This window comes from Nostoc sp. (assembly GCF_036919615.1).
Taxonomy (GTDB): Bacteria; Cyanobacteriota; Cyanobacteriia; order Cyanobacteriales; family Nostocaceae; genus Nostoc.
Genome location: NZ_JBALCN010000018.1, coordinates 1 through 26018 on the forward strand (window position 1 = coordinate 1; position 26018 = coordinate 26018).

At 43.3% G+C, this 26018-nt stretch carries 24 protein-coding genes and 2 pseudogenes; 18 read left to right on the forward strand and 8 right to left on the reverse strand.

From position 1 onward, the window contains the following. Nucleotides 1-46 precede the first annotated feature (46 nt). Nucleotides 47-517 carry an MCP four helix bundle domain-containing protein gene (locus tag V7K48_RS06920; protein ID WP_335070864.1) on the reverse strand — a complete coding sequence of 157 codons (471 nt, stop codon included), beginning with the start codon at nucleotides 515-517 and terminating at the stop codon, nucleotides 47-49. 407 nt (nucleotides 518-924) lie between these two features. Between V7K48_RS06920 and V7K48_RS06925 the strand changes: the two genes are divergently transcribed. From V7K48_RS06925 to V7K48_RS06980, 12 genes and pseudogenes are all read left to right on the forward strand, one after another. Continuing rightward, nucleotides 925-1980, forward strand: coding sequence for a pentapeptide repeat-containing protein (locus tag V7K48_RS06925; protein ID WP_335070866.1), 1056 nt, complete (start codon nucleotides 925-927; stop codon nucleotides 1978-1980). 145 nt (nucleotides 1981-2125) lie between these two features. Beyond that, the gene (locus tag V7K48_RS06930) at nucleotides 2126-2365 is read left to right on the forward strand and encodes a helix-turn-helix domain-containing protein (protein WP_335070869.1); all 240 of its coding nucleotides are present in this window, start codon (nucleotides 2126-2128) and stop codon (nucleotides 2363-2365) included. 4 nt (nucleotides 2366-2369) lie between these two features. Beyond that, nucleotides 2370-4775, forward strand: coding sequence for a PAS domain S-box protein (locus tag V7K48_RS06935; RefSeq protein ID WP_335070871.1), 2406 nt, complete (start codon nucleotides 2370-2372; stop codon nucleotides 4773-4775). Beyond that, on the forward strand, nucleotides 4772-5251 hold the full coding sequence (locus V7K48_RS06940; RefSeq protein ID WP_335070873.1) for a response regulator: 480 nt from the start codon (nucleotides 4772-4774) through the stop codon (nucleotides 5249-5251). Before V7K48_RS06935 ends, V7K48_RS06940 begins: the two co-directional genes overlap by 4 nt. Continuing rightward, a complete protein-coding gene (locus V7K48_RS06945; protein ID WP_335070875.1) occupies nucleotides 5248-7212 on the forward strand; it encodes a hybrid sensor histidine kinase/response regulator in 1965 nt (654 codons plus the stop codon). Before V7K48_RS06940 ends, V7K48_RS06945 begins: the two co-directional genes overlap by 4 nt. Before the next feature lie 507 nt (nucleotides 7213-7719). Further along, nucleotides 7720-8916, forward strand: a complete 1197-nt coding sequence (locus tag V7K48_RS06950) for an ABC exporter membrane fusion protein (protein WP_442949414.1) — start codon at nucleotides 7720-7722, stop codon at nucleotides 8914-8916. Between the two features lie 261 nt (nucleotides 8917-9177). Continuing rightward, nucleotides 9178-10350, forward strand: coding sequence for an ABC transporter permease DevC (gene devC, locus V7K48_RS06955; RefSeq protein WP_335070909.1), 1173 nt, complete (start codon nucleotides 9178-9180; stop codon nucleotides 10348-10350). Between the two features lie 202 nt (nucleotides 10351-10552). Further along, on the forward strand, nucleotides 10553-11245 hold the full coding sequence (locus tag V7K48_RS06960; RefSeq protein WP_335070879.1) for a DevA family ABC transporter ATP-binding protein: 693 nt from the start codon (nucleotides 10553-10555) through the stop codon (nucleotides 11243-11245). Between the two features lie 96 nt (nucleotides 11246-11341). Continuing rightward, a complete protein-coding gene (locus tag V7K48_RS06965) occupies nucleotides 11342-11593 on the forward strand; it encodes a hypothetical protein (RefSeq protein ID WP_335070881.1) in 252 nt (83 codons plus the stop codon). Nucleotides 11594-12460: 867 nt separating this feature from the next. Continuing rightward, on the forward strand, nucleotides 12461-13396 hold the full coding sequence (locus tag V7K48_RS06970) for a M23 family metallopeptidase (RefSeq protein WP_335070883.1): 936 nt from the start codon (nucleotides 12461-12463) through the stop codon (nucleotides 13394-13396). Nucleotides 13397-13528: 132 nt separating this feature from the next. Then, nucleotides 13529-13693, forward strand: a pseudogene (locus tag V7K48_RS06975) (late competence development ComFB family protein); the annotation flags it as partial. A 143-nt stretch (nucleotides 13694-13836) separates the two neighbouring features. Then, entirely contained in the window at nucleotides 13837-14376 is a 540-nt protein-coding gene (locus V7K48_RS06980; protein WP_334972091.1) for a late competence development ComFB family protein, read from the forward strand. A gap of 59 nt (nucleotides 14377-14435) precedes the next feature. Here V7K48_RS06980 and V7K48_RS06985 read toward each other — a convergent pair whose 3' ends face one another. Beyond that, a complete protein-coding gene (locus V7K48_RS06985; protein ID WP_442949415.1) occupies nucleotides 14436-15083 on the reverse strand; it encodes a L,D-transpeptidase in 648 nt (215 codons plus the stop codon). Nucleotides 15084-15556: 473 nt separating this feature from the next. Between V7K48_RS06985 and V7K48_RS06990 the strand changes: the two genes are divergently transcribed. The 4 genes from V7K48_RS06990 (at nucleotide 15557) to V7K48_RS07005 (ending at nucleotide 17738) form a co-directional block, all read left to right on the forward strand. Beyond that, nucleotides 15557-15703: a hypothetical protein gene (locus tag V7K48_RS06990; protein WP_335070885.1), complete on the forward strand. Its 147-nt coding sequence runs from the start codon at nucleotides 15557-15559 to the stop codon at nucleotides 15701-15703. Nucleotides 15704-15788: 85 nt separating this feature from the next. Continuing rightward, a complete protein-coding gene (locus V7K48_RS06995; protein ID WP_335070887.1) occupies nucleotides 15789-15941 on the forward strand; it encodes a hypothetical protein in 153 nt (50 codons plus the stop codon). Nucleotides 15942-16309: 368 nt separating this feature from the next. After that, nucleotides 16310-16966 (forward strand): sigma-70 family RNA polymerase sigma factor, encoded by a 657-nt coding sequence (locus V7K48_RS07000; RefSeq protein WP_181928358.1) that lies wholly within the window; start codon nucleotides 16310-16312, stop codon nucleotides 16964-16966. 157 nt (nucleotides 16967-17123) lie between these two features. Next, complete coding sequence (locus V7K48_RS07005; RefSeq protein ID WP_335070889.1) at nucleotides 17124-17738, forward strand: anti-sigma factor family protein; 615 nt, start codon at nucleotides 17124-17126, stop codon at nucleotides 17736-17738. Nucleotides 17739-17747: 9 nt separating this feature from the next. Here V7K48_RS07005 and V7K48_RS07010 read toward each other — a convergent pair whose 3' ends face one another. After that, nucleotides 17748-18203, reverse strand: coding sequence for a gamma-glutamylcyclotransferase family protein (locus tag V7K48_RS07010; RefSeq protein ID WP_335070891.1), 456 nt, complete (start codon nucleotides 18201-18203; stop codon nucleotides 17748-17750). A 176-nt stretch (nucleotides 18204-18379) separates the two neighbouring features. Between V7K48_RS07010 and leuS the strand changes: the two genes are divergently transcribed. Beyond that, nucleotides 18380-20998, forward strand: coding sequence for a leucine--tRNA ligase (gene leuS, locus V7K48_RS07015; RefSeq protein WP_335070913.1), 2619 nt, complete (start codon nucleotides 18380-18382; stop codon nucleotides 20996-20998). A 139-nt stretch (nucleotides 20999-21137) separates the two neighbouring features. Here leuS and V7K48_RS07020 read toward each other — a convergent pair whose 3' ends face one another. From V7K48_RS07020 to V7K48_RS07030, 3 genes and pseudogenes are all read right to left on the reverse strand, one after another. Further along, nucleotides 21138-21539: a helix-turn-helix domain-containing protein gene (locus V7K48_RS07020; protein WP_335070893.1), complete on the reverse strand. Its 402-nt coding sequence runs from the start codon at nucleotides 21537-21539 to the stop codon at nucleotides 21138-21140. Nucleotides 21540-21580: 41 nt separating this feature from the next. Continuing rightward, nucleotides 21581-21814: pseudogene (locus V7K48_RS07025) on the reverse strand (type II toxin-antitoxin system HigB family toxin). A 561-nt stretch (nucleotides 21815-22375) separates the two neighbouring features. Further along, nucleotides 22376-22540: a hypothetical protein gene (locus V7K48_RS07030; protein ID WP_335070895.1), complete on the reverse strand. Its 165-nt coding sequence runs from the start codon at nucleotides 22538-22540 to the stop codon at nucleotides 22376-22378. Nucleotides 22541-23261: 721 nt separating this feature from the next. On the opposite strand from V7K48_RS07030, the gene V7K48_RS07035 reads away from it, so the two are divergent. Then, complete coding sequence (locus V7K48_RS07035) at nucleotides 23262-24416, forward strand: pyridoxal-phosphate-dependent aminotransferase family protein (RefSeq protein WP_335070897.1); 1155 nt, start codon at nucleotides 23262-23264, stop codon at nucleotides 24414-24416. Between the two features lie 356 nt (nucleotides 24417-24772). Here V7K48_RS07035 and V7K48_RS07040 read toward each other — a convergent pair whose 3' ends face one another. Continuing rightward, nucleotides 24773-25000: a DUF2949 domain-containing protein gene (locus tag V7K48_RS07040; protein WP_012410503.1), complete on the reverse strand. Its 228-nt coding sequence runs from the start codon at nucleotides 24998-25000 to the stop codon at nucleotides 24773-24775. Between the two features lie 510 nt (nucleotides 25001-25510). Beyond that, nucleotides 25511-26017 carry a DUF192 domain-containing protein gene (locus V7K48_RS07045; protein ID WP_335070899.1) on the reverse strand — a complete coding sequence of 169 codons (507 nt, stop codon included), beginning with the start codon at nucleotides 26015-26017 and terminating at the stop codon, nucleotides 25511-25513. Nucleotide 26018 lies beyond the last annotated feature (1 nt).

Below are 26018 nucleotides of genomic sequence, written 5' to 3' on the forward strand. Positions count from 1 at the left end.
GACCAACTTACATTTGAGCAGGTAATTTCTGTCTCTTCTTATAACTTTATCCTGGAAGCTCTATTCTATGCAGCTTCACATTGAATTGGTATAAACTCATAAATTCCTGGTGGGCTTGCTTCCAGACTTTCCAATTTTGGATAAATTGTTCTGATAACTGTTGCTCTGCTGGGTTGTTAAGCGGCGTATTCAACGCTTGCTGCGTATTCAACGCTTGCTCCCAGCCCTGATCAATTTGTTTCCAGGCTTTGTCAATACGCACCAAAGTCAACTGCCGCTGTTGCTTTGTCAAAGTCTGATTCAGCAATAGCCGTTCGGACGACTCAATTTGAACCTGTCCGTCGCTGATTTTCCACAAGCCATCCATACTGGGTAAATCGTTGTTAGCCAGCTCGTCGATATAGCTTGATAGCTTTGAAATACTGCTATAGGAACCTGTACCCACTATCAGAATGATTGCAGTAATCACTCCAAAAGAACCAAAAAGTTTTACCTGCAAATTTAGTTTGGAGAACATAGCACCTTTACCCAGAGTTCACGATGCCAAATATAGCATTCGCTGTTCTTTAGGATTCCCCAAACATCTAGCAGGCTAACTATTTATTCAACCCACAATTTTAGATAATACTTTAATGTTTTTATTCTATAATAAAATAAAAATCAGAGTTGATCGCACCACTCGTCTACCTAATTATATCGAAGCACCGACACATTGGCGCCAGTCTGGTTAAGTTATCGCAGCATCATTAGTTATTTGGACACATTCTATCGTTTTCACTTAATGCTATAGTTTTTACTAAAAGTCACCGTAACAATTATTTTAGTACTCCTAATTTATTCATGAACCCCTCTCTCTTATTCTTTACTTTGCGTTTTTTGCGTCCTTTGCGGTTCGTAAAAAAATAAGTCGTATAGGATTGCTATATGTCTGACAACAACACAGACACGCTGAGAAATCAGCTAATAGTTCTATCATTTATATTTATTCTTTTTTTAATTGCTGTTTTTTTAACCTTTGTGAATGCTGAAGGGTTATCAATAGAGCAAAGATTAGATTATGGAATTAAAGCTTTAACAACTACTGGAACGATTTTTGCTGGAATTGCTGTAATCATCAATGCATTCTACGGAGCCAAGCGTGCGGAAGCTATGGATAAAAGTGCTGAGGCCGCAAATAAAAGTGCTGAAGCTGCTTTAAAAAATGCAGAAGCAGTACAAGACAAGCAAATCTCAGAGCGCTTTGCGAAGGCGATTGAACAGCTTGGAAATGAAAAGATTGAAACGCGATTAGGGGCAATTTATACTTTAGAACGAATCGCCAAGGATTCCAAAGATTATCACTGGACAATTATGGAAGTCCTTACGGCTTTTGTGCGAGAGAATGCATCTTTTAAGGATTTGTCCGACAACAATACAAGAAATACAGACTCATTAATAATAGTCAATACTTGGAGTTATCAAAAACTAAAGGAGATAGAGCAAGAATCAAACCTTCAGACGGATATTCAAGCAGCCCTTACCGTAATTGGACGGCGCAAGTCTGAGAATGACCTGGAAAATCAAAGATTGAATTTAAGTAATATCAATATCAGGGGAGCAGACCTCAGCAAAGCCAATCTGCAAGGGGCAAACCTCATCGAAGCCAATCTGCAAGGGGCATTCCTCATGAAAGCCAATCTGCAAGAGGCATACCTCAGCAAAGCCAATCTGCAAAGGGCAAACCTCAGCAAAGCCAATCTGCAAGGGGCAAACCTCATCGAAGCCAGTTTGCAAGGGGGATTCCTCATCGAAGCCAGTTTGCAAGGGGCAGACCTCAGCAAAGCTAATCTGCAAGGGGCAGTCCTCTGGAAAGCCAATTTGCAAGAGGCCTTCCTCAGGGGAGCCGAAAACCTAGAATCATACCAGCTTGAATTGGCTAAAGGCGATCGCACAACAATCTTACCGGAAAATCTTCAACCACCCGAACATTGGAAAGCTTAAGTTTCACCCTTTGAACCTCAACGTCGAGCCTTTGAACTAATACGGTTCAGTTAGAGACAAAAACAGAGAAAATATTCCCTAAGTAGGATAATTAGCATAAGACACCTGTCCTATGCTAATTATCCTATGGGGATAAAATACAGAGATGTCTGTAACAAAGCCGCTGGAAATTTTAGATTTAATTCGGGAGCTTCGGCAGCAACTCAATCTTTCTCAGAAACAGTTTGCTACTAGGTTAGGAATTTCCTTCAAAACAGTAAATCGTTGGGAAAATAGGCATACAGTGCCTTCACGGTTAGCGCTCAAACTAATACAAGAAATGTTACGGAAGCTGGGTGAGACCGGTAAAAGACTGCTGAGTCAGTATTTTGCCGAAGCAGAGTAGGGTTATGAGTCATAAAGTGAGGGCATCTGAACCCCAAAACATCTTTACTGGCGGTAGCGATCAGAACACACTGCTCTGGGAGCAACTGCTGGACTATGGCATTGCTTTGTTATCTGTTGCCTTAGCATTGGGGGGAACCCTGCTGCTCAATCCATATCTTACCGCCACACCTGCCGCGCTGTTTTTTGCTGCGGTGATGGTGAGTGCCTGGTACGGTGGCTTAGGGCCAGGGTTATTTGCAACTGTTTTGTCTACTTTGGTAATTAATTACTTCTTTTTCAAACCGCTCGAGCCGCAGAACATTACAAATCTGAACGGATTAGTACCGTTGGTGGTGTTCATACTGACAGCAGGGTTAATCAGCTGGCTCAACGAATCACGCCGCACAGCCCAACAAAAAGCTGAAGCGAGCCTGAAGTCCCTCCAGGAAACCGAGGCAAGGTTTGGTCGCTTAACAGAGTCTAATGAAGAAGCACTGCGGCAACGAGAAACACAACTTCACCTGATTACAGATACGCTGCCAGTTTTGATTTCCTTTGTAGATTCAGAACAACGCTATCGCTTCAACAACCGAGCCTATGAAGAGTGGTTTGGGCATCCAGCGGCAGAAATCTATGGAAAGCATCTTTGGGAAATTATGGGTGAATCCGCCTATGAAGTAATTCGTCCCTATGTGGAACAAGTACTGGCAGGAGAGCAGGTCACTTTTGAAAGTCAAATTCCTTATAAAGATGGTGGAACACGCTACATTAATGCTATTTACGTTTCCCAGGTTAATAAACAGGGAACTGTGGAAGGGTATGCAGCGTTGATCACTGACATCAGTGAACAGCAAACTGCGCTACGCGAACAGCAAGCTGCGCTACGCGATCGCAATCAGGCAGAAGCAGCGTTGCGTGAAAGTGAAGCCCGCTTTCGCCAGATGGCAGACACCACTCCTGTACTGGTGTGGATGTCCGGTACTGACAAACTTTGTAACTACTTTAATAAACCCTGGCTAGATTTTAGCGGGCGGACTCTAGAGCAAGAGATGGGCAATGGGTGGGCTGAAGGTGTTCATCCCGATGATTTTCAACGTTGCTTAGATACATACGTTAATGCCTTTGATGCCCGACAAAAATTTACAATGGAATATCGCCTCAAACGCTTTGATGGCGAATACCGTTGGGTTTTAGATACTGGTGTGCCACGCTTGGCACCAACAGGAGAGTTTCTCGGCTATATCGGCTCCTGTGTTGATATCCACGATCGCAACTTGGCACAAGTTGCGCTACGTGATAGTGAGGAGCGATACCGAATTTTAACGGAAGTATCACCACAGGCTATTTGGATGGGCGATCGCGATGGTGGTATTACCTATTGCAATCAATACTGGTTAGACTACACCGGACTGACAATGGAGCAAACCTCTGGCTATGGCTGGATTTATGCCATTCATCCCGATGACCGCGATCGCGTCTTGAGAACTTCGATGCAGGCTGTTGCTAACGCGACAACCTACGAAGTAGAAATTCGCTTCCGTCGAGTTTCTGATGGTAGCGATCGTTGGCATATTGTGCGGGGTTTACCATTTCGAGATGCAGCCGGAGAGATTATCAAGTGGGTGGGCATCGCCAGCGACATTCACGATCGCAAAGTTGCCGAAGCCGCCCTGCTACAACTGAACGAAATGCTGGAGCAACGGATTCAAGAGCGCACTGTCCAACTCCAAACCGCCAACAAGGAACTGGAATCCTTCTCCTATTCAGTCTCTCACGACTTGCGAGCACCGCTTCGCCACATCGCCGGATTTATAGAATTGCTTCAGAAGCGGCATAGCTCAACAAGCTTAGATGAAATCAGTCAGCGTTATTTGGGGATCATCGCCCAAACTGCAAAACAGGCAGGAATATTGATCGATGAGTTGCTCACATTTTCTCGCATGGGGCGCACTGAAATGCGCTACATCAACCTAAATATGGAAGAATTGGTACAAGAGGTAAAACGCGATTTGATCACAGAAACCCAAGGACACATAACCCATTGGCACATTGAGTCACTGCCAGAAGTGCAAGGCGATCCCTCTATGCTGCGGCTGGTGCTTCGCAATCTGATGGGCAATGCCGTAAAATATACCCAAACTCGAAACCCAGCAGAAATTACTGTTGGAAGTAGTGACAATGAAAACGAAGTTATCTTTTTTGTCCAAGATAACGGCGTAGGCTTTAATATGCAATATGTTCACAAGCTATTCGGAGTATTTCAACGCCTGCATAGCGACCGACAATTTGAAGGAACAGGTGTTGGATTGGCAAACGTGCAACGCATTATTCATCGACATAACGGTCGAGTCTGGGCAGAGGCTGTAGTTAACAGTGGAGCCACTTTTTATTTCTCGCTGCCTAAGTTGTTGAGAAAGGAGAGTGAATGAAAGAACTCAAGCGAATTCTGCTAATTGAAGACAGTGCTAACGATGCAGAGTTAATCCTAGCTGCTTTGTCAGAAAACCATCTTGCCAACGAAGTGGTGGTGGTACGTGATGGAGAAGAAGCACTGGATTATCTTTATCGCCGGGGGTTGTTTCGGTTGCGAATGGAAGGCTATCCTGTTGTAGTGCTGCTCGATTTGAAATTACCTAAAATCGATGGACTAGAAGTACTGGCACAACTAAAATCTGACCCAGTTATGCGAGTGATTCCAGTCGTCGTACTCACCTCTTCCCGTGAGGAGCCAGACCTAGTTCGATGCTACGAATTAGGGGTGAATGCCTATGTTGTCAAGCCAGTAGATTACCATGATTTTGTCGATTCTATTAAGGGTGTGGGACTGTTTTGGGCAGTGATCAATCAGCCTCCCGTTGGTGCTCTACCTCCGGCACCTCTTCGTCAACAGGAGAGCAACAGATGAATGTCCTGCGTTTCCTGCTTTTGGAAGATAGTGTGTTAGATGCAGAGCTAGCCCAAGCGATGCTAACTGAAGGGGGAATTAATTGCGAACTGATCCGAGTTGAAACCGGCCCTGATTTCCTAGCTGCTGTGGAATCAGAGACTTTCGATTTAATTCTTTCCGATTATGCCCTGCCATCTTTTGATGGAATTTCTGCTCTGGAAATTGCCCGAAATCGCACTCCAGAAGTCCCTTTTATCTTTGTTTCTGCCGCGTTGGGTGAAGAATTGGCGATCGAAGCCTTGAAGAACGGTGCAACCGATTATGTATTAAAGCAAAGACTAGGGCGGTTAGTTCCCTCGGTGCAACGGGCATTGCGGGAAGCTAAAGAGCGCCGTGAGCGCAAGCGAGCAGAGGAGTCTTTACAGAAGAGTGAAGCCAGGTATCGCCGAATTGTTGATACCTCTTATGAGGGAATCTGGATGATTGACTCTCAATCACGAACAGAGTTTGTGAATCAGCGGCTCTCCGAGATGTTAGGCTATACGGCAGAAGAAATGCTCGGTCGTTCCATATTTGATTTTATGGATCAGGGTGATGGTATAGTAACCCAAAAGAAACTGGAATGGCTGAAGCGAGAAGGGAGTGATCTTAAAGAAGGTCGATTGCGCTGCAAGGATGGTTCGTACATCTGGACACTGATTTCTGCTAGAGCCATTTTTGGTGAACAAAATGAGTTCTTGGGGGCGATCGCTATGCTAACTGACATCACCGATCGCAAACGTACTGAATCAGAACGCGATCGCCTTTTGCAACTTGAGCAAGTAGCCCGTGCAGAAGCAGAGGCTACTAACCGGATAAAAGATGAGTTTCTCGCAGTACTTTCCCATGAATTGCGATCGCCACTGAATCCGATTCTCGGTTGGGCAAAACTGTTGCAGAGCCGTAAATTTGATGAGGTAGCGCTCCAAAAAGCACTCTCAACTATTGAACGCAATGCCAAATTACAAGCTCAACTAATTGAAGACTTGCTGGATGTTTCTCGCATCCTCCAAGGCAAACTCAACCTCAACATGATGCCAGTCGATCTGGCATCCACCATTGAAGCTGCAATGGACACAGTGCGTTTGGCAGCAGAGGCTAAAACCATTCAAATGCAAACGATGCTTGAACCAATGGGGAAAGTTCTGGGTGATTCAGCTCGTTTACAGCAAGTTCTCTGGAACCTGTTATCAAATGCTGTCAAGTTTACAGCACCTGAAGGAAAAGTAAATGTGCGATTGGAGTGCATCGACGCTCAAGCGCAGATTACCGTGAGTGACACAGGTAAGGGGATTAACCCTGACTTCCTACCTCATGTGTTTGATTATTTCCGTCAGGGTGATAGTACCACAACTAGAAAGTTTGGTGGGCTAGGGTTAGGTCTAGCGATCGCCCGTAACTTAATTGAGATGCACGGAGGAACGGTTTCGGCCGAAAGTCTTGGCGAGGACAAAGGAGCGATCTTCACGGTTAGGTTCCCGCTGATCAAGGAAGCTACAACAATCAAGGATGACACGAATATCGATTCCTCAACTGCCGTTCCTGTTTCCTCTCTCCTTATGGGGATACAAGTGCTGATTGTGGATGACAATGCTGATACCCGCGACTTTTTCAGCTTTGTGCTTGAGGAGTTTGGAGCGATCGTCACCGCAGTAGCATCAGGAGATGAAGCATTAAAAGCGCTAACACAGTCAAAGCCAGATATCTTACTCAGCGATATTGGGATGCCAGAGATGAACGGCTATATGCTGATGCAACAGGTGCGGACACTGGAAGCAGAAGTAGGGGGAAAACAGATTCCCGCGATCGCTCTGACTGCTTATGCAGGCGAAATCAATCAGCAGCAAGCACTAAAAGCAGGGTTTCAACAACACATCGTTAAACCTGTAGCACCAGAGGAATTGCTGATGGTGATTTCTAATTTAGTCGAATCCATTTAGGTGTTTGCTATAATTTCGCACATTGAATTGATTGGTAGCAAATGGGTTGGTCAATTTAAAATACAATTCAGTCAAAGAACTTTCAGGAGTGAAATATATCACTAAAAATTAGATAAACATCAAACTTCAAGAGATTTTTTAGTAATTGAAATTTATTTGGTTTTCATCACAAAAAATATTTCCTTACGGCTGAATTTGTCTGTTGATTGTTGGCACTGTTACAACCCGAAATTCTGAAAAAGTTTACTATACCTGAGTCCTTTAAAAAAAACAAAAGTAGTTCGTCAGGAACATAAGTCCCGTTAATACTGGAGAGTGACTTGTTGTTATCCTATCTGGCTAAATTGCAGTAGGTTAGTAAATTCTCAACAAGCTCCATCTTTTTATGAACACTGAATCGATAAATCAACAATAACTAACAAAAGAAGTAAAAATTAGCAAAGAGGTAAAGAGAAAAATTTAATCTATTTAGTTTTTTCTGCGCCACTAGTTAAGAGGTAATCTATGGTGCGAAACTCAAAGCTAGGGTACAGAACGTTCCCTAAGTCTATTCTGCGTCCATCCGTTGCTACAGGTATAATTGCATCTTTATTGGTTGGCGGAATAAGTTTTTATATAGTAAAACGCTGGCAAAATTATGCAAATTCAGAGGTACAAGTGCCAGCAACACAATTGCCACAGTTAAAAACGGTAACAGCTTTAGGGCGGATTGAACCACAGGGAAAAGTAATTAAACTCTCTGCTGCGGTGTCTGCCGAAGGAAATCGGGTAGAAAAGTTGTTAGTGAAGGAGGGGGATAGGGTAAAAGCAGGACAGGTGATTGCGATTTTGAACAGCCGCGATCGCTTGCAAGCAGCATTCAAAGAGGCGCAGGAACAAGTGAAAGTAGCCCAGGCAAACCTAAACCGCATCCAAGCAGGTGCCAAACCCGGTGAAATTGCCGCCCAAAAAGCCGCGATCGCCCGCCTAAAAGCAGAACACCTTGGTGATATTAATGCCCAAACTGCGACAATTGAGCGGTTCCAAGCCGAAGTGCGTAACGCCCAAGCAGAAGACGAACGCTATCAGCAACTATCTCAACAGGGCGCAATTTCCACCTCCCAACGGGATAGTAAGCGTTTAAACTTGGAAACCGCCCAAAAAAGCCTGCAAGAAACACAGGCACAATTAAATCGTACCCAATCATCTAGCCAGCAACAGGTCAAAGAAGCCACAGCCACACTCAATGAAATCTCCGAAGTGCGAGGAGTGGATGTAGAAGTTGTCCAAGCAGAAGTCAATCGTGCCGTAGCAGCCATGAATCTGGCAAAAGTCAATCTTAATCAGGCTGAGGTGCGATCGCCTCAAAATGGACAGATATTCGAGATCCATACCCATCCTGGCGAAGTAGTATCAAATGATGGCATTGCTGATATCGGACAAACCAACCAGATGTATGTCATAGCCGAAGTCTACGAAAGCGATATCAGCAAAGTGCATTCAGGGCAACAAGTGCGAGTATTTGGTGATTACCTGCCGATTGAGTTGCAGGGAATCGTAGATCGCAAAGGCTTGCAAGTGCGACGGCAGAATGTCATTAACACAGATCCTGTCAGCAATATCGACAACAGAGTAGTGGAAGTCCATATCCAACTAGATGAAGCCTCCAGCCGAAAAGCTGCCACCTTAACCAATATGCAAGTTAAGGCAGTAATTGAACTATGAAAAAGGCATTAGGAATGGAGAGATAAGGTCAGGACTTACGCAAAAATTGCTAACTTCGCTTAATTTATCGTAGACACGTAGTGGCTTGCCGCAGGCTACCGCCAAGACGCCAACTCTTGGAGAGGCTCCGCCAACGCGCAGCGTCTCGTAGAGAAGAGTGCCGAGAATTCGTAGAGTGTGCGTAAGTCCTAAAGGTGAATGAATGAGTCTTTGAGGTGGATGAATCTAGTTCTAACTCCCCCCTGCCCCCCACTTCTTATGATGGGATTAATCAAACAACTGCGACGACGAACACCTATAGGATGGCTGCAACTGAATCATGAAAAAAGCCGTCTCTTGGTGGCATTATCAGGCATTGTTTTTGCGGATCTTCTCATGTTCATGCAGCTAGGCTTTCAGACTGCACTGTATGACAGTAATACCAGACTACATCACAGCTTGCAAGCAGATATTGTTTTAACCAGTCCCCAAGCCCGTAACTTGCCAAGCTTGTCTACATTTTCTCGTCGGCGACTTTACCAAGCAATGGATATACCAGGGGTGAAGTCGGCAGAACCAATGTATTTCAACAATACAAGCTGGAAAAATCCCCAAACACACCGTGAGACAGGGGTGTTAGTTATCGGGTTCAACCCAGATCAGCCAGCTTTTGACTTACCAGATGTTAACCAGCAATTGCAGGCAATTAAGCTACCGGATACCGTCTTGTTCGACCGTGGTGCAAGAGGAGATTATCAAAAAGCGATCGCCCAAATTGACCAAGGTAAAACCTTAACCACCGAAATAGAACGGCGCACAATTACCATTACTGGCTTATTCCAAGTCGGGGCTTCCTTTGGCTCTGATGGCAACCTGATTACCAGCGATCAAAACTTTTTGCGGCTATTTTCTGGGCGACAGTCCAGCAGTGTCAGTCTAGGTTTGATTCTTCTTAAACCAGGCTATGACCCGAAAAAAGTAGCAGCAATGCTCAAAGCCTACCTGGGAGATGATGTCAGAGTATTAACCCACGCTGAATTTATTGAATTTGAAAATAACTTCTGGAGAACAAATTCCCCAATTGGGTTTATTTTTAGCCTGGGTGTATCAATGGGGTTTGTGGTGGGCGTGATAATCGTCTATCAAGTCCTTTCCACCGATGTTAATGCCCACGTTCGGGAATATGCCACCTTCAAAGCAATGGGATATCGCAATTACTACCTGCTAGGTGTGGTGCTTGAAGAATCGTTGATATTGGCAGTACTGGGCTTCTTTCCCGGATTGGGAGTGTCCTTAGCACTTTACCAACTGACTCGCACTGCCACAAATTTGCCCATGTACATGACTGTGATTCGGGCATTGCAGGTATTAGTACTGACTATCATTATGTGTGCAATTTCTGGTGCGATCGCCACCCGCAAACTCCAAGCCACCGACCCCGCTGATATGTTTTAAATAGGACTTACGCACACTTTATGAATTCTCGGCGCTCTTCTCTACGAGACCCTGCGCGTTGGCGGTGGCCTGCGGCAAGCCACTATGTGTCTACGAGAAATTAAGCAAGTTGGCAATTTTTACGTAAGTCCTGTTAAAAATGGGCATAGGGCATTGGGATAATTAACAATTCCCAATCTAAAATCCAAAATCCAAAATTGTTATGCTTCCTGTCATCTCCATCCAGAATCTCGACCACCATTTTGGTCACGGCTCACTCCGCAAGCAAGTTTTATGTAATATCAACTTAGAGATTAACGCCGGTGAAATTATTATCATGACCGGGCCCTCTGGTTCTGGAAAAACTAGCTTGCTGACCTTAGTAGGTGGGTTGCGTTCTGCCCAATCTGGTAGTTTGCAGGTGTTGGGACGAGAACTTTATGGTGCTAGTGCCCAAGAACTAGTACAGGCGCGACGCCATAACGGTTATATTTTCCAAGCACATAACTTGCATGGTAGTTTAACGGCACTCCAAAACGTCAAAATGGCTTTGGAATTGCACAAACATCTTGGGTTAAAAAAGATGCAAGCGAGGTCAGCCCAGATGTTAGAGCAGGTAGGATTAGGAAATCATTTGCATTACTATCCTGATAAACTGTCTGGGGGACAAAAACAAAGAGTAGCGATCGCTCGTGCTTTAGTCAGTCATCCTCAAATAATCCTAGCAGATGAACCCACCGCCGCTCTTGACAGTCAATCAGGACGAGATGTAGTCAATCTCATGCAAAAACTGGCAAAAGAACAAGGCTGTACCATCTTGATGGTTACTCATGACAACCGCATCCTAGACATTGCCGATCGCATCGTTCACATGGAAGATGGCAAACTCAAGTCAAAAGTAATACTATCAGTCTAAAGTTGTTCAACTAATTCCATTATTCAGAGTTGATTTATAAAGTAAATCTTAAGTGTGGCGTCGCAAGACTAAATTTGTGGATTAAATTTATGGTTTTTGGCGCTAAAACAGCTACCCAACTGGAAAGTTAGTCGCTCATGGGGAGCCACTGCGGTGAGTCCAGCACTGCGGGAGGGTTTCCCTCCACAGGTGACTGGCGAACCCGTAAGGGTGGATGAGTTAAGGGGCATAAATGAGGCAATACGCCCAAGCGGTTTCCCGACTTGTCCCAAGCGCCTCTCCCTTAGGAGAAGCAACTGCCGTCAAGTGGCGTGGAAACCCCCTGTTCTGGCACTAAAAGGTTTGTAGTAAGCGGCTCCAGCCCTCTCTACGAAACGCTCTGCGAACACTACGAGCAGATTTGAAGATATTTAGATTATTTAATATAATTTGATTTACCGTCGCCGATTTACTTACCTGGTTTGGGTGATTTCCCTATAGCAATTTCAACTTAACCGTGTAATATTAGTGTCCAGTTGAATAAGTGTCCAGTTAATTCCAAGATTTCCTTCAAGTATTATTATGTAATAGCTGTAACTACAACGAGTTTCCTTTGTTGCCTAACAAGTGACACCTATGGCAAGCCACGAGGTGTTTTTGCTATCAATCTAGTTAAATTTTATGCTCATTGTCAATGTCATACACCTTAATTATTAGAGTTAAGACCAATTCACTAAAATTACCGAACAAGGCAAAAGTAACCCTTCTCCTTCTTGATGAGAGGCTGCGCCAACGGAGACGCTAACGCGAACGACTACGCTCTCTCTTTACACCGAGCGTAGCCGAGGTGTAAAAAGTTAAAAGGTAAAACAAAGAAAAATAAAAATGAAGTTGAGCAATTAAATTTATTTATTGATACTGAGCGTAGCCGTAAAGCCTGCGGCATAGCTACGCTATATGGTGCAGCCTAAGAAGAGAAGTATGCTAATTATCTTTTTACTTTTTACTTCTTCATGCGAACTTTTTAAATCCCCTAAATTCATTCATGTGTAGTACTCTTTTTACTTTTATATTTTTACTTTTTAAAGTTAAAATCATTCGCCTTTGCAATCCATAAGTACCTGGAGGATTTCCCAACATTTTATAGTTTTCAACTACATCAGCTTCAAACAGGAAACACTAGTAGAAATAAGCTAGTCTATTTTCTAACATAAGCAAGGGATTTTTTGTAGCTATATGATTATTGAGAATAGCGCTAGGAGTTCAAACAAAAAGTTGCTCGGTTTTGATGTCAAAAGTTTGACAGCCAATTACCATGCAATAAATGTGTTAAAGGGAATATTTGCTGTTCTCCCTCTGACTTTGGCATTGCCTGTAGATGCTTTACAAGTAAAGGTGACTCCAACTAATCCTAAATTAGGGGATACACTATCGGTGCAGATTAATTTAGATAATCCAGAGAATCGTACAAATCTAACAGTAGCTAGTGGTAAAAATACATACCCAGCGTTTGAAGTTGCGCCCAATCAGTATCGGGCTTTTGTTCCGACAACTCCACTAGAAAAAGCTGGTACTAGAACACTTCGGGTTACGGGAGAGGGTCAAGTACAAAACTTAGCTGTGAATGTGCTTAATCGCAAGTTCCCCGTACAACGCATTACTTTGCCACCTGGCAAAGCCGGAGTGGATGCCACAGAGTATGAACTTAAGCGTGTGGCAGCTTTTAAGGCGTTACAAACACCACAAAAGTATTGGAATGGAGTATTCCTGAAGCCAAATGCCGGGCGGATGAGTACAAACTATGGTGTACGACGCTACTATAATGGTACATTTGCAAAAGACTACTATCATCGTGGCCTTGACTACGCTGGTGCTGCCGGTTCACCGGTAATTGCCCCAGCCGCTGGGCGAGTTGCTTTGGTAGGTAGGGTATCCCAAGGATTTCGGGTACACGGTAACGTAGTTGGCATTGACCACGGTCAAGGTGTAACTAGTATTTTCATGCACCTGAGTCGGATTAACGTTAAAGAAGGTGACTTTGTGAAAGCTGGTCAACTAATTGGTGCAGTAGGTTCAACAGGTGCTGCCACGGGGCCACATTTACACTGGGGTCTGTATGTTAACGGACAATCTGTTGATCCAACACCTTGGCGAACTAAGGTCGTTAATTAGTAGAGGCGGAGTTGATCGCGTCTGTGCATAATTTTTGTTTTTTTTGCTGAGAATTTGTTGAGAATTAGGCAAAATAAATTGGATTAATACCGTCCCTACCTTACTTAGCTAACATAAATGATGATCAGCGTTATGAGTATCGAAAAAATTGTAGAACAAGCTCTCCAGGATGGTTATTTGACACCAGCAATGGAAGCAGAAGTCGGTAGAATCTGTGACAATGCCTCGAAACTCTCAATTGAAGAGTATATGGCACTAGATCGGCTGATGGGAGCACTATTGACTGGTGAAGTAGTGGAAGACTAAGGTCGTTAACTAGTAGAGGCGGAATTGATCGCGTCTGTACATAATTTGTGTATTTTTTGCCGAGAATTAGGCAAAATAAATTGGATTGATACCGTCCCTACCTTGCTTGGCTAACATAAATGATGATCAGCGTTATGAGTATCGAAAAAATTGTAGAACAAGCTCTCCAGGATGGTTATTTGACACCAGCAATGGAAGCAGAAGTCGGTAGAATCTGTGACAACGCCTCGGAACTCTCAATTGAAGAGTATATGGCGCTGGATCGGCTGATGGGTGCGCTATTGACTGGTGAGGTAGTGGCGGTACCTCGGAAACAATTCATTAACGTCATGGAAGAATTGGTACTGACGGAAGCGATCGCTCGAGTCGCAGAAATTGAAGCCACCAGCGAAAGTTCTCTAGATGTCGGGGATATTGCTGCTTACGCTCTCAATCGGCTACCACCTCTGTATGCTACTACAGAAGAAGGTGCTCACTTCCAGCGCCAAACGGCTCAGGCACAATTGCAAGAATTAATTTCTCAGCAAGTAAGTGAGGCAATTAACCGTTACCTGGATCGACCCAATTTCTTCCCAGAACGGCAAGCCTTGGGCAAAAACACTGGCAATGAGGTTGTACGCCAAGTTAGTGCTTTACTCCAAGCATACGCACCTAACTTTGAGCAAAAATTATAATTTTAAGAGTTATTAGTCATTTGTTTTAGACAAAGGACAAACGACTAATGACTTTATAATTAATTACGTACTACCACTGTTGTCCCTAAACTCACTTGCTCATACAACAATCGGACATCAGAATTACGCATTCTTAAGCAGCCGTGGGATACAGCCGTTCCTACCAGGTCAATATCTGGCGTGCCATGAAAGCCAATTTCATTCCGTCCATCTGACCAAAAACCAATCCATCTGTCTCCCAAAGGACTATCTGTACCAGCCTGAAATACTTTGCCTGTAATTGGGTGACGCCAGATTGGATAGTGTCGCATGTGGATCACCTGAAAAGTACCTGTGGGCGTTTCCCAACCTTTCTTACCGACAGCGATTGGGTAGCTGGCTATCACCTCGTCTCCTGCGTATACATAAGTGCGGCGATCGCTTAAATCAACCACTACTTGCCTCTTGGCATCTATTAGCCTATTAGATGGTATTTGTTGGGCTGAAGCCTGAGACCAGAGAGTTTTTGGCCAACTATCCGCAACTGGATTTTGTGTTTCTGCTTGCGCTACCAGCTGCGTCTTAGTTGGGAGGTCGGTTGCTTTCGCTACATTATTCTTAATGATTTGGGGCTGAGTTTGAGACTTAATAGTAGAAGACTTGAGTGGAGAAGCACTTCGGACAATTGTGTGACCATCAGTTGCTTTCGCTACATTATTCTTAATTATTTTCGACTTAGTTTGAGGCTTAATACCAGAAGACCTGAGTGTAGGCGTCCTGCGAGCAATTGTGCGCCCAGAAGTTGCTTTCGCTACATTATTCTTAATTATTTTCGACTTAGTACTAGACCCAATAGCGGAGGACTTTGGTGTAAACGCCCTTTGGGCAGTTGAGCCTTGGGTGACTTCATCAGGGGGCACAGATGCACCCAGGGCAATTTCCCCTAAACTCACTTGGGAAAGATTCTTATAGACTGCCTCTGGGCGGCTTCCCTTAGGATTGGTTAGGGTAGCATCTCGCCGCATCAAAGTAGATGCAGACTTCTCAGATTGCCGTTGGGCCGTAGTAATGCGCCAATGGACAGCTAAAGATAAAAATGCTGTGCCAAAACAGAGCAACATTACCATACGTCCTAGAGATTCGTTTCTTACCATTGCCATCGCCTATTGTTTATCCCTGACATATCCAGCCGAACAATTGGATGCGTTCATCATCCGATTATCAAAAATTTATCAATACTTATCATTTCCGTTATAAATCTGCCAACACCTCTGGGCAAACTAAGACTATGCGAATTGTCGCAGCAGCAAAACTCCAAGTGACCAACCTCATTCCTCCAAAGTTCTAGGGGTTGTAAGCCAATACTTGGACTTTCTGGTGGAACTTTTGAAATGTAGCAATCAATCATTAATGGTGTAGGTGGAAGAAAAACCATGTTTGAAAAATTATTGCTAGCAGTCACAATTACATTTTCCCTCAATTTCTTTTTTCAAGTTCGTGTACCAGAGCAACATAACTCTGGTGCTATCTACGGGTCACAGCCAGAACAATCAGCAACTATGCTGGTAACAAAATCAAAAAAATAAATCACCATTATAGTAACCACAGCAATCCAACTTCCAGAAATTATTGCTTGAATTTTAAAGGTATCAAGAAGTGAAAATTACAAAATTTTTATCTTTATCCTCTATAACCAGATTTAATTATTTTAATCAAGCGTATATACCCAATTGCTAAAATTCCCAAAATGTGCATGTTGCTGCGCCTTTATTGGTTGATGGGTGTAAGGGCAACTATGCCAGCAGTATAAAGAAAAAGTAGCTCTCTTATTGCTATAAATGTATCCAAAATTGTCTGCCTCAGTGTTCCAGTCATAAATCCGTCACCTTAGCATGGAACTTCTGTCCCATTAGCAGGTCTAATAGATAGGGATGATTTAGAGCCAGTACGATCTATGAGTCAGTCGATTACTGTATCCTGGTCAACGGTTGATGCAAAGTATCCAGAAGCATCAGTGCAAGTTGACAAACTCCCTAACCACGATTTAATTTTGCGCTGCCAAGCGGGACTGCGACCAGATCGTGTTGCGTTTGCAGAACTATTACGCCGCTATCAAAGTCAAGTTGATCGGGTTCTATACCACTTAGCTCCAGATTGGGCTGACAGAGCCGATTTGGCTCAAGAAGTTTGGATTCGAGTATATCGGAATATTAACCGATTACAAGAGCCTGCTAAATTTCGGGGCTGGTTAAGCCGCATTGCCACCAACTTGTTTTATGACGAGTTGCGGAAACGCAAGCGGGTTATGAGTCCTTTGTCACTGGATGCGCCCCGTTCGTTAGAGGACGGCGAGATGGATTGGGAAATCGCCGGCGATACCCCTGGTCCTGAGGAAGAGCTGACAACTAGAGAATTTTACGAGCAACTGCGGGAGGCGATCGCGGATTTACCAGAAGTCTTTCGTACTACCATTGTCCTCAGAGAAATCGAAGGCATGGCATACGAAGAAATTGCCGAAATCACTGGAGTTTCCTTAGGAACTGTGAAGTCAAGAATAGCCAGAGCCAGATCGAGGCTGCAAGCTCACTTGCAGAATTATTTAGACTCCTAATTTACAGTATCTTGCCTCTGCCATTGGGCAGAATTTAAGCATTGATGAAGAATTGCACCAAAGACGTAGATTGCTTCTGCCTTTAGGAGGAAAATTGGCTAATTTTCCCAAAATTCCCGCCAAGTTTACCCGTGTATGAATTGATAATAATGTTAAGATGAGTACTGATTCTCAGTTTTTCGACCGTTCTCCTTTGCAACTTCCTCAAGATTTGCCAGATGGAATGGCCAAGTATACCAATGAATCAACGGGTCTCATGGATATGGTGAAGCGCGATCGCTTCGAGTTATTGAGTGCTTACCTCGATGGTGAAGTCACATCCACTGAACGCAGGCAAGTAGAAGAATGGCTGGCAAATGATGCCTCAGTTCAATGCTTGTATGCCCGACTGTTAAAGCTGCGCCAAGGCTTGCGGACTCTCCCAGTCCCAACAGCCCAACAGTCACCAGAAGCAACAGTTCAGCAAGTATTGACACGTTTGCGCCGCCGTTCCCGTTTAAACTGGATGGTGGGAGGTACAGCCGTTGCTGCTTGTGTGATCGGTGCAGTATCTGGCTTAGTACCTGGTGGTTCGAGGACATCGCAACTAGCACAACGACCACAAATAGAACCAATACAAACGTCTTCAGCGTCTATGGTTCCACCTTCCCCGCTGATGGTGGGACTAAATAACCCGGTAATTGAAATTCCGAAAGCAGCAGTAGCCTCTCCAGAAAATTCAATCTATCAGGTACAGCCGCAACAGCACGACTCTAAACAGGACATCAATTAGTTGCAAAGTTCACAGTTCATAACTATACTTTGCGGTTAAACCACAGCCACTCCACCAGCCGCCAGCTTGGAGCAGGCCCCCTAATTGCTCAACTTGATCTAGAGTCATTAAATAAACCCAAGCCCAACCCAGAGAGAGCAACTGTGGCTCATAAACCTCGATAATTTGTCGATTATAGAGGTTTTCTGGCATTTGTCTATTGGGCTGATAATCTTCCAGCACATCTAGCTGATTTAAAATCTTTGAGTTGGGAAAAGAGAGTAAATATCCGTAAACTTGACTATCCCCTAGCGTCATTGCTGGATATCCCACAGGCAGAGCAAACAATTTACCTTGTACAAAAGCTCTTTTGACATTTACTACCTTGCCAGCACAGTATCTTTTATAGTTAGCTTCACCTGGTTTGAGTGTACCGTAGACAAAAACTTGCACTAAATCAGAAAATTTTATATTTGATTCAACCATCTAAACCTTCATCAAATAACTCTTGCTATACCTGAAAGGCTAACAGTTTGAGCATAATCAGACTGATGCTCAATTAGATAAATCTGAGTAGTTGACCTACAATATAGGTTAACTTGACAGGTTGACCTCCAAATATGGAGGCGAATAGGATTACAGACCCAGTAGGAGAATTTTTGGTGGATTCCCGATATAACCCAGCAGCAATTGAGGAAAAATGGCAAAAAACATGGGTAGAACTTGGCTTAGATAAGACACCTACAGCTAGCAACAAGCCAAAATTTTACGCTTTATCCATGTTCCCTTATCCATCGGGCAGCCTACACATGGGTCACGTCCGTAATTATACGATTACGGACGTGATTGCCCGCCTCAAGCGAATGCAAGGTTATCGGGTAATACACCCAATGGGTTGGGATGCCTTTGGCTTGCCAGCAGAAAACGCCGCCATTGATCGTGGTGTACCTCCAGCAAAGTGGACTTATCAAAATATTGCCCAGATGCGGCAGCAATTGCAGCGTCTTGGTTTATCCATCGATTGGGAATGTGAACTTGCTACCTGTTCCCCTGATTATTACAAGTGGACGCAATGGATTTTCTTACAGTTTTTGGAAGCGGGGTTAGCTTACCAAAAAGAAGCAGCTGTCAACTGGGACCCCATTGACCAAACTGTACTGGCAAATGAGCAAGTTGATAACGAAGGACGTTCTTGGCGCAGTGGGGCAATAGTTGAGCGTAAATTATTGCGGCAGTGGTTTTTTAAGATTACCGACTACGCTGAAGAATTGCTCAATGACTTGCATAAATTGACAGGTTGGCCGGAACGCGTCAAGTTGATGCAGGCAAACTGGATTGGTAAATCCACAGGCGCTTACTTAGAATTTCCGATTATTGGGATAGATGAAAAAATCGGCGTCTACACCACACGCCCTGATACCGTTTATGGTGTCAGCTACCTGGTGTTAGCACCAGAACATCCCTTAACAAAGCTCGTCACCACAAAAGAACAACAAGTAGCGGTAGAAGCCTTTATTAAAGAGGTTTCCAATCAAAGTGAGTTGGAACGTACCGCTGAAGACAAACCTAAGCGGGGTATCCCTACAGGTGGGGTGGCAATCAACCCATTTACAGGGGAAGAAGTCCCTATTTGGATTGCTGACTATGTACTGTATGAGTATGGTACTGGGGCAGTGATGGGTGTACCAGCACACGATGTCCGGGATTTTAAGTTTGCCAAAAATTATGATTTGCCAGTTGATTTTGTCATCGCTTCCCCAGATGATGTTGCAGGTTTTGACTTAAGTCCAACATTAGAGATAGATGAAGTCAGACAACTGATCCAAATCGAATATAACCAGGCATACACTGAACCAGGAATTTTAATTAATTCTGGGCCTTTTACTGGTATGACTTCTACAGATGGTAAACAAGCAATAATTGAATACGCCGAACAACAGGGTTTTGGTAAAGTGCGGGTACAATATCGCTTGCGGGATTGGTTGATTTCGCGGCAGCGTTACTGGGGCGCACCGATACCTGTAATTCACTGTCCCAACTGTGGGATAGTGCCAGTTCCTGATAAAGATTTGCCAGTACAGTTGCCGGAAGAGGTAGAATTTACTGGACGTGGCGGTTCACCTTTGACTCAGCTGGAAAGTTGGGTAAATGTCCCTTGCCCTACTTGTGGCACTCCGGCAAAGCGGGAAACTGACACGATGGATACTTTTATTGATTCCTCGTGGTATTTCTTGCGCTTCCCTGATGCTAAGAATGAACAACAGGTTTTTGATTCAAGTAAAATTAACGACTGGATGCCAGTTGATCAGTACGTAGGTGGGATTGAACACGCGATTTTACATTTGTTATATTCGCGATTCTTTACTAAAGTGTTGCGAGACAGAGGGTTATTGAACTTTGATGAACCCTTCCAACGCCTGTTAACTCAAGGTATGGTACAGGGTTTAACTTACCTAAATCCCAACAAGGGCGGCAAAGATAAATGGATTCCTTCTAATCTAGTAAATTCAGCCGATCCTCGTGACCCTCAGACAGGCGAACCATTACAACGTCTCTACGCCACCATGTCTAAATCAAAGGGTAACGGTGTCGCGCCAGAAGATGTAATTGCCAAATACGGTGTAGACACAGCGCGGATGTTTATTTTGTTCAAAGCGCCGCCAGAAAAAGACTTGGAATGGGATGAAGCCGATGTGGAAGGACAATTCCGCTTTTTAAATCGGGTTTGGCGTTTGGTAACGGATTATGTTGTGGCTGGGGTATCCCGTAAAAAAGCCCAATCTGATTTAACTAAGGCAGAAAAGGAGTTGCGGCGGGCGATTCACACGGCTATTCAAGCGGTGACGGAAGACGTGGAAGACGAATATCAATTCAACACAGCTATTTCCGAATTGATGAAATTGAGTAACGCTCTAACTGATGCCGACGGCAAAAATTCACCAATTTATGCAGAAGGTATTCGGACTTTGGTGGTGTTACTAGCACCCTTTGCACCACACATTACTGATGAATTATGGCATTTATTGGGTGAAAGTGATTCAGTTCACACTCAAACTTGGCCATTATTTGATCCTGCTGCTTTGGTAGCTGATGAAATCACCTTAGTAATTCAAATTATGGGTAAAACTCGCGGTGCGATTCAAGTACCAGCACAAGCAGATAAAGTAGCGCTGGAGAAATACGCCCGTGAATCAGAAATTGCCCAACGTTACATCGAAGGTAAAGAGATTAAAAAGGTAATTGTGGTGCCTGGAAAGTTGGTGAATTTTGTCGTTAGCTAAGAGTAGAGGGAAGAGAACACGGTCAGGACTGACGCACTGATGCACTGAAAACCTGCAACGTCTATTCCCTATAGCCTACACCAGTTGCTCAAGAGCGGGTTAACCAAAGGAGTACAATTCTTTTACCCTGCTATTAGTGCTAAAAGGGAAATAAACTTGCATCCAGATGAAAATAGTCTGCAAGCGCTTCTGCTTGAGCTTTATTAATGCTGCGATCGCCATTGACAATTTCCAAAATAACTTCCTTAGAACCGATTACATTAACTAATGCTTCTGGAGTAATATCGCCTGCTTCCATAAGATGCATTAACATCGAATGCGGTGTACCTTGAGAAATTGGATAATGAGTTTCTTCAAACTTCTCAATTAACGTTATCAGTAATTCCAAAAGCATTTCTTCTTCTGGTATTAGATGGGAACGATGTTCTAAGTCTTGAACCAAAGCGATCGCCCGCTCGTTCTCTTCTCCAGTGGTAATCGTTTTTGGTTGATACTCTGCTAGCAGTTTACCATAAGATTCAGGATTAAAAGTACGGCTCATTTATCCTTATCATATTCTGCGTGAGTTAAAACATATTTGATCTAAATTCTTTGAGTTTCGTAAAGAATATCCACAATCAAGCGGTAGTTGTTTCCTTTGATATTAAACACAGTAAAGTTGCCAACCGCTTCTGCTTTTAGATAAATAGCCTGAACTTCAACCAGATTTTTCTATTCTGCTTTGCTTGCCACTCTGTACCAATCGTAAAGTGAATCACAAGCATCTGCGTGCGCTTCGCAAAATTCTCGCATAATTTTGCGACTGATAAGATGCATTTTAATTGACTTCTATTGTAACTATTAGGAGCCTACCTGCAATTTTGTCTTTATGAAATACCTATATATAGAATTGGCAATTGAGCGTAATCAGGTAGCCTAATCAATGGCACAGATGCTAAAGCTATCAAGCATGTGTTGCAATAAGTATTGTAACAGTAGTTTCCTTTTCTGGTATATGTGTCTTTAATAACATCTATATGATCGTCCAGAGAGTTGGACTCTTTTATTTATACACGAAAAAGCGCTTGAGAGTTTTGCTCACTCAAGCGCTTTCCCGTAAAAGCTTATACCAACTCACTAGTTTGATGCAACATTTGAAATCTGCAACACTCCCTTAGGAGGGAGGATTACGGGGATAACTTGTGACAAACATGTGGTGAAATGGTATCACTCCTTGCACTAACTAAGAATATCTCTTTTGCAATAATACCGGGGATCTGGTGAGTGACAGTTTATGAACTGAACACTAGTTAAAAACGACTCACCATGAATGGTAACTAAGAAGACTAAACACAATTGTAGCAATTTTGTAGGTATAGTATAAAAACTTATAGTTCATTAGCGTAGACGTAGGCATCGCTTACCACTGAGTGCAGTTTCACAATGTGCAGGAATTAGTAGCAAAAATATCTCAACTTCTGCGGCAAATGAATCGTTATAGAGTAAATCAGAGAAGGCTTGGATATTAGCATCAAAGCGATTTGGACTCAAATAAATCATCACCTCCTCTATAGATGGAGGTATTTTTTAGAGAATGGCAACCCAAGAACAAATCTTCGACCCAAGCAGATTGAAAAGTTTGGGTTGGGTATCTTCTATCTCTTAGCAAACGGTAACACCCAAGTCTTCCGCATAGTGTAGGAGGTTACTTCCTTCGTTGAAGCAAAACATAGCTTTTTCACCGACGATTCTCATGATATTCAAAACAATTTTGCGTGCTTCTATAAAAACAACAGAGGCGGATTATGGGTAAGATTTAAGAATTTCTCATACCTGTGCCTAAAATTGTAAAAGCTCTAGATAGACGTTTCACGCTTGGCTAAAATAGTTAAGTGAGTGGGTCAAATTAAATATAAAACCTCACCCTGCCTCCGGCCTCCCTCTTCTTGATAAGGAGAGGGATTGAGAGTAAGGTTTCTATCTTATATTTAATTGTGCCTCCCTACTTACTCCCCTACAAGCAGACGCTTTAACCTAGTGTCTAGGTATGTGGTAAGATTGCCTGGAACAGAGGTTTCATCTGAGTTGGAGTCTGATATAAATTGCAAAGGTCAAGCTGACCGATGATTAACTCCCACTCTATTTTTTCTATGGATTCGGAAAATATACAACAAGACTGGTGACAAACTGAGTGTAATTTGTAAATGAATATCTAGAATTTGCTACCAGACTTAACCAACTTCCCACAATTTTGACTTTTATAATTGACTTTTAGGGTAGACACATGAACGATAAGCTGATGCTGATGATTCCAGGCCCAACCCCAGTGCCAGAAGCTGCCTTACTGGCATTAGCCAAGCATCCGATTGGGCACCGCACCAGTGAATTTAGCAACATATTGGCAGAGATGACAGAAAATCTCAAGTGGCTGCACCAAACTCAAAGTGATGTGCTGACGCTAAATGTCAGTGGTACGGGTGCTGTAGAAGCCGGAATAATTAATTTTCTCTCTCCAGGCGATCGCATTTTGGTTGGTTCTAATGGTAAATTTGGCGAACGCTGGGTAGAAATTGGTCAAGCCTACGGTTTAAATGTAGAAGAAGTTAAGGTGGAATGGGGAAAACCTTTAGAGCCAAAGGTATTTGCCGAAAAACTCCAAGCAGATACCCAAAAGCAAATTAAAGCCGTGATCATTACCCACAGCGAAACCTCGACGGGTGTGTTGAATGATCTAGAAACCATCAACCGCTACGTCAAAGAACACGGTGAAGCTTTAATTATCGTTGATGCCGTGACTAGCTTGGGTGCGTTCAATCTACCCGTGGATGCTTGGGGTTTGGATATAGTCGCCTCTGGTTCCCAAAAAGGTTACATGATTCCGCCGGGATTGGGTTTTGTCTCTGTTAGCCCCAAGGCTTGGGAAGCTTACAAAACTGCGAAGCTACCGAAATATTATTTGGACTTAGGCAAATATCGCAAAGCCACAGCCAAAAATACAACTCCATTTACTCCGCCTGTGAACTTGATTGTAGCGTTACACACTACGTTGCGAATCATGAAAGAGGAGGGCTTGGAGTCAATATTTGCTCGACACGAACGGCTTAAGAATGCTACCCGCGCCGCCATTCAAGGGTTAAATTTACCCCTGCTTGCAGCAGATAGTTGCGCTAGTCCGGCGATTACGGCTGTAGCACCGCAGGGAATTGAACCGGATAAAATTCGCTCATTGATGAAAAAGCGCTTTGATATTGCCCTAGCAGGCGGTCAAGACCATTTGAGTAACAAAATTTTCCGCATTGGTCACTTGGGTTTTGTGAGCGATCGCGATATCCTCAGCTGTATAGCTTCTTTAGAAGTTACACTCTCAGAACTTGGCTACGAAGACTTCACCCCTGGATCTGGTGTAGCAGCAGCAGTTAGAGTGTTTAGTCAGTCCTGAGTAACGAGCATTAAATCAAAAGAGCGAGTTGATAATTTAACTCGCTCTTTTGATTTGTATATAAATGAGTAGAAACCGCCAAAATCAATAGACCTATATATTCAACCTTTGCACAACGTAGAGTTGATGTGACATGGCTCAATTCTTCTAAATCAACCAAGTTGCCCTACATTAGTATATTTGTCCGCAGACAGTCGTACAGGGTTTTTGATACCAAACAAAACTAACTTTGGCTACTTAATATGATACCAAATTGGTATAAATACTATTATTTGAGATTCTAGTAACAGCCTTTTAATAGAGACTTTTAATCCAAAATCCAAAATCCAAAATCTAAAATCCAAAATTGGTATGACCTATGCCGTCTCCAGCCAATCATAAATTTGTTCTAACTGCTCTAGAGTAATCAACCCATACTGCCAAAGAATCATTGCCAAAGGACCCGGATCTTGCTCCCGATGCCGAAGCGCCACCGCCAGTGATGCTGTGGAAATTGCCAAATCTTCTTGCAAAAAATGAATCAGCCGAGAATATTTTGATGGTGACATTTGTATCTCACCTCCTTGTGCAGAATGTATTGTCATATATCAGTTCACCATTGCTCGGTAGCTAGTAGCTAGTATTTTATCTTTCACTGCGCCGTTATCGGTTATACACCCCAGCACAGTTTTTTTAATCTGCCTTCAAGAGAGGCTTCTCATAAAGGGTTTGAGAAATAGAAATTTCCGTAGAAATCATCTGCTCGATTCTCAAGCAGTATTTTTACTTAGTTAAATTGTCTTCATCTTGTTTACTTTTGTGCTTTATTTAATTACACATGTAGTAATAAAGATTCCATAGCCTATACTCTCTTATTGGCGACTATTTACACTTGCGCCCAAGGGAATATTTTTGCAACCAAACCTTAAGACTGCGATTTCAGGTTGGAGACAGTAGAATTTTAGATTACTACCACAGTTTTTAAATAGTAGCGTTACAAGTGACCTTTGTACCACATCAAGTCACATTTTTTACAAAAAAAACATAAATTTCGGCAGTGTATGTTTTCAACAGAGTAACCACCCAAATCTTTATTCCCGCAAAGCACCGAAGTCTCAAAACTCAATTTTGACAATATCGCCCACTTTCAACTTCAATTCGGCAGCTCTTCCAGAGCGAAGTTCAATAACCTTATCAATTGGTGTATTGGGGCCATAGGTAAGACAAGGCTCACTTGCACAAGGAGGTGCAGCAGCCTGAATATATTTAACTACACCCTTATGTAGAAATACCATATCCAAGGCTACAGGTACATTCTTCATCCAGAAACTGACTGGTTGTGCTGAAGGGAAGCCAAACAGCATCCCTCGGTCATCTGGCAAAGCTGGTCGATACATCAACCCCTTCTGTTGTTGTTGTGGTGTTTGCGCTACCTCTAATTTAATCGTTGTGCCATTAGGAACAATGGCTTTTGCAGAAATTGGTAGTGTTTGACCTAAACTCTCTGGTGCTGGAGTTTGAGAATTAGACGTGGGACTTAGAGGTTTAGCTGTTGTTGGTACAGAACAACCCATCAGGAAAATACTCAGCAATATCGAGAGCAAACTTAGCCGACGAGTCATA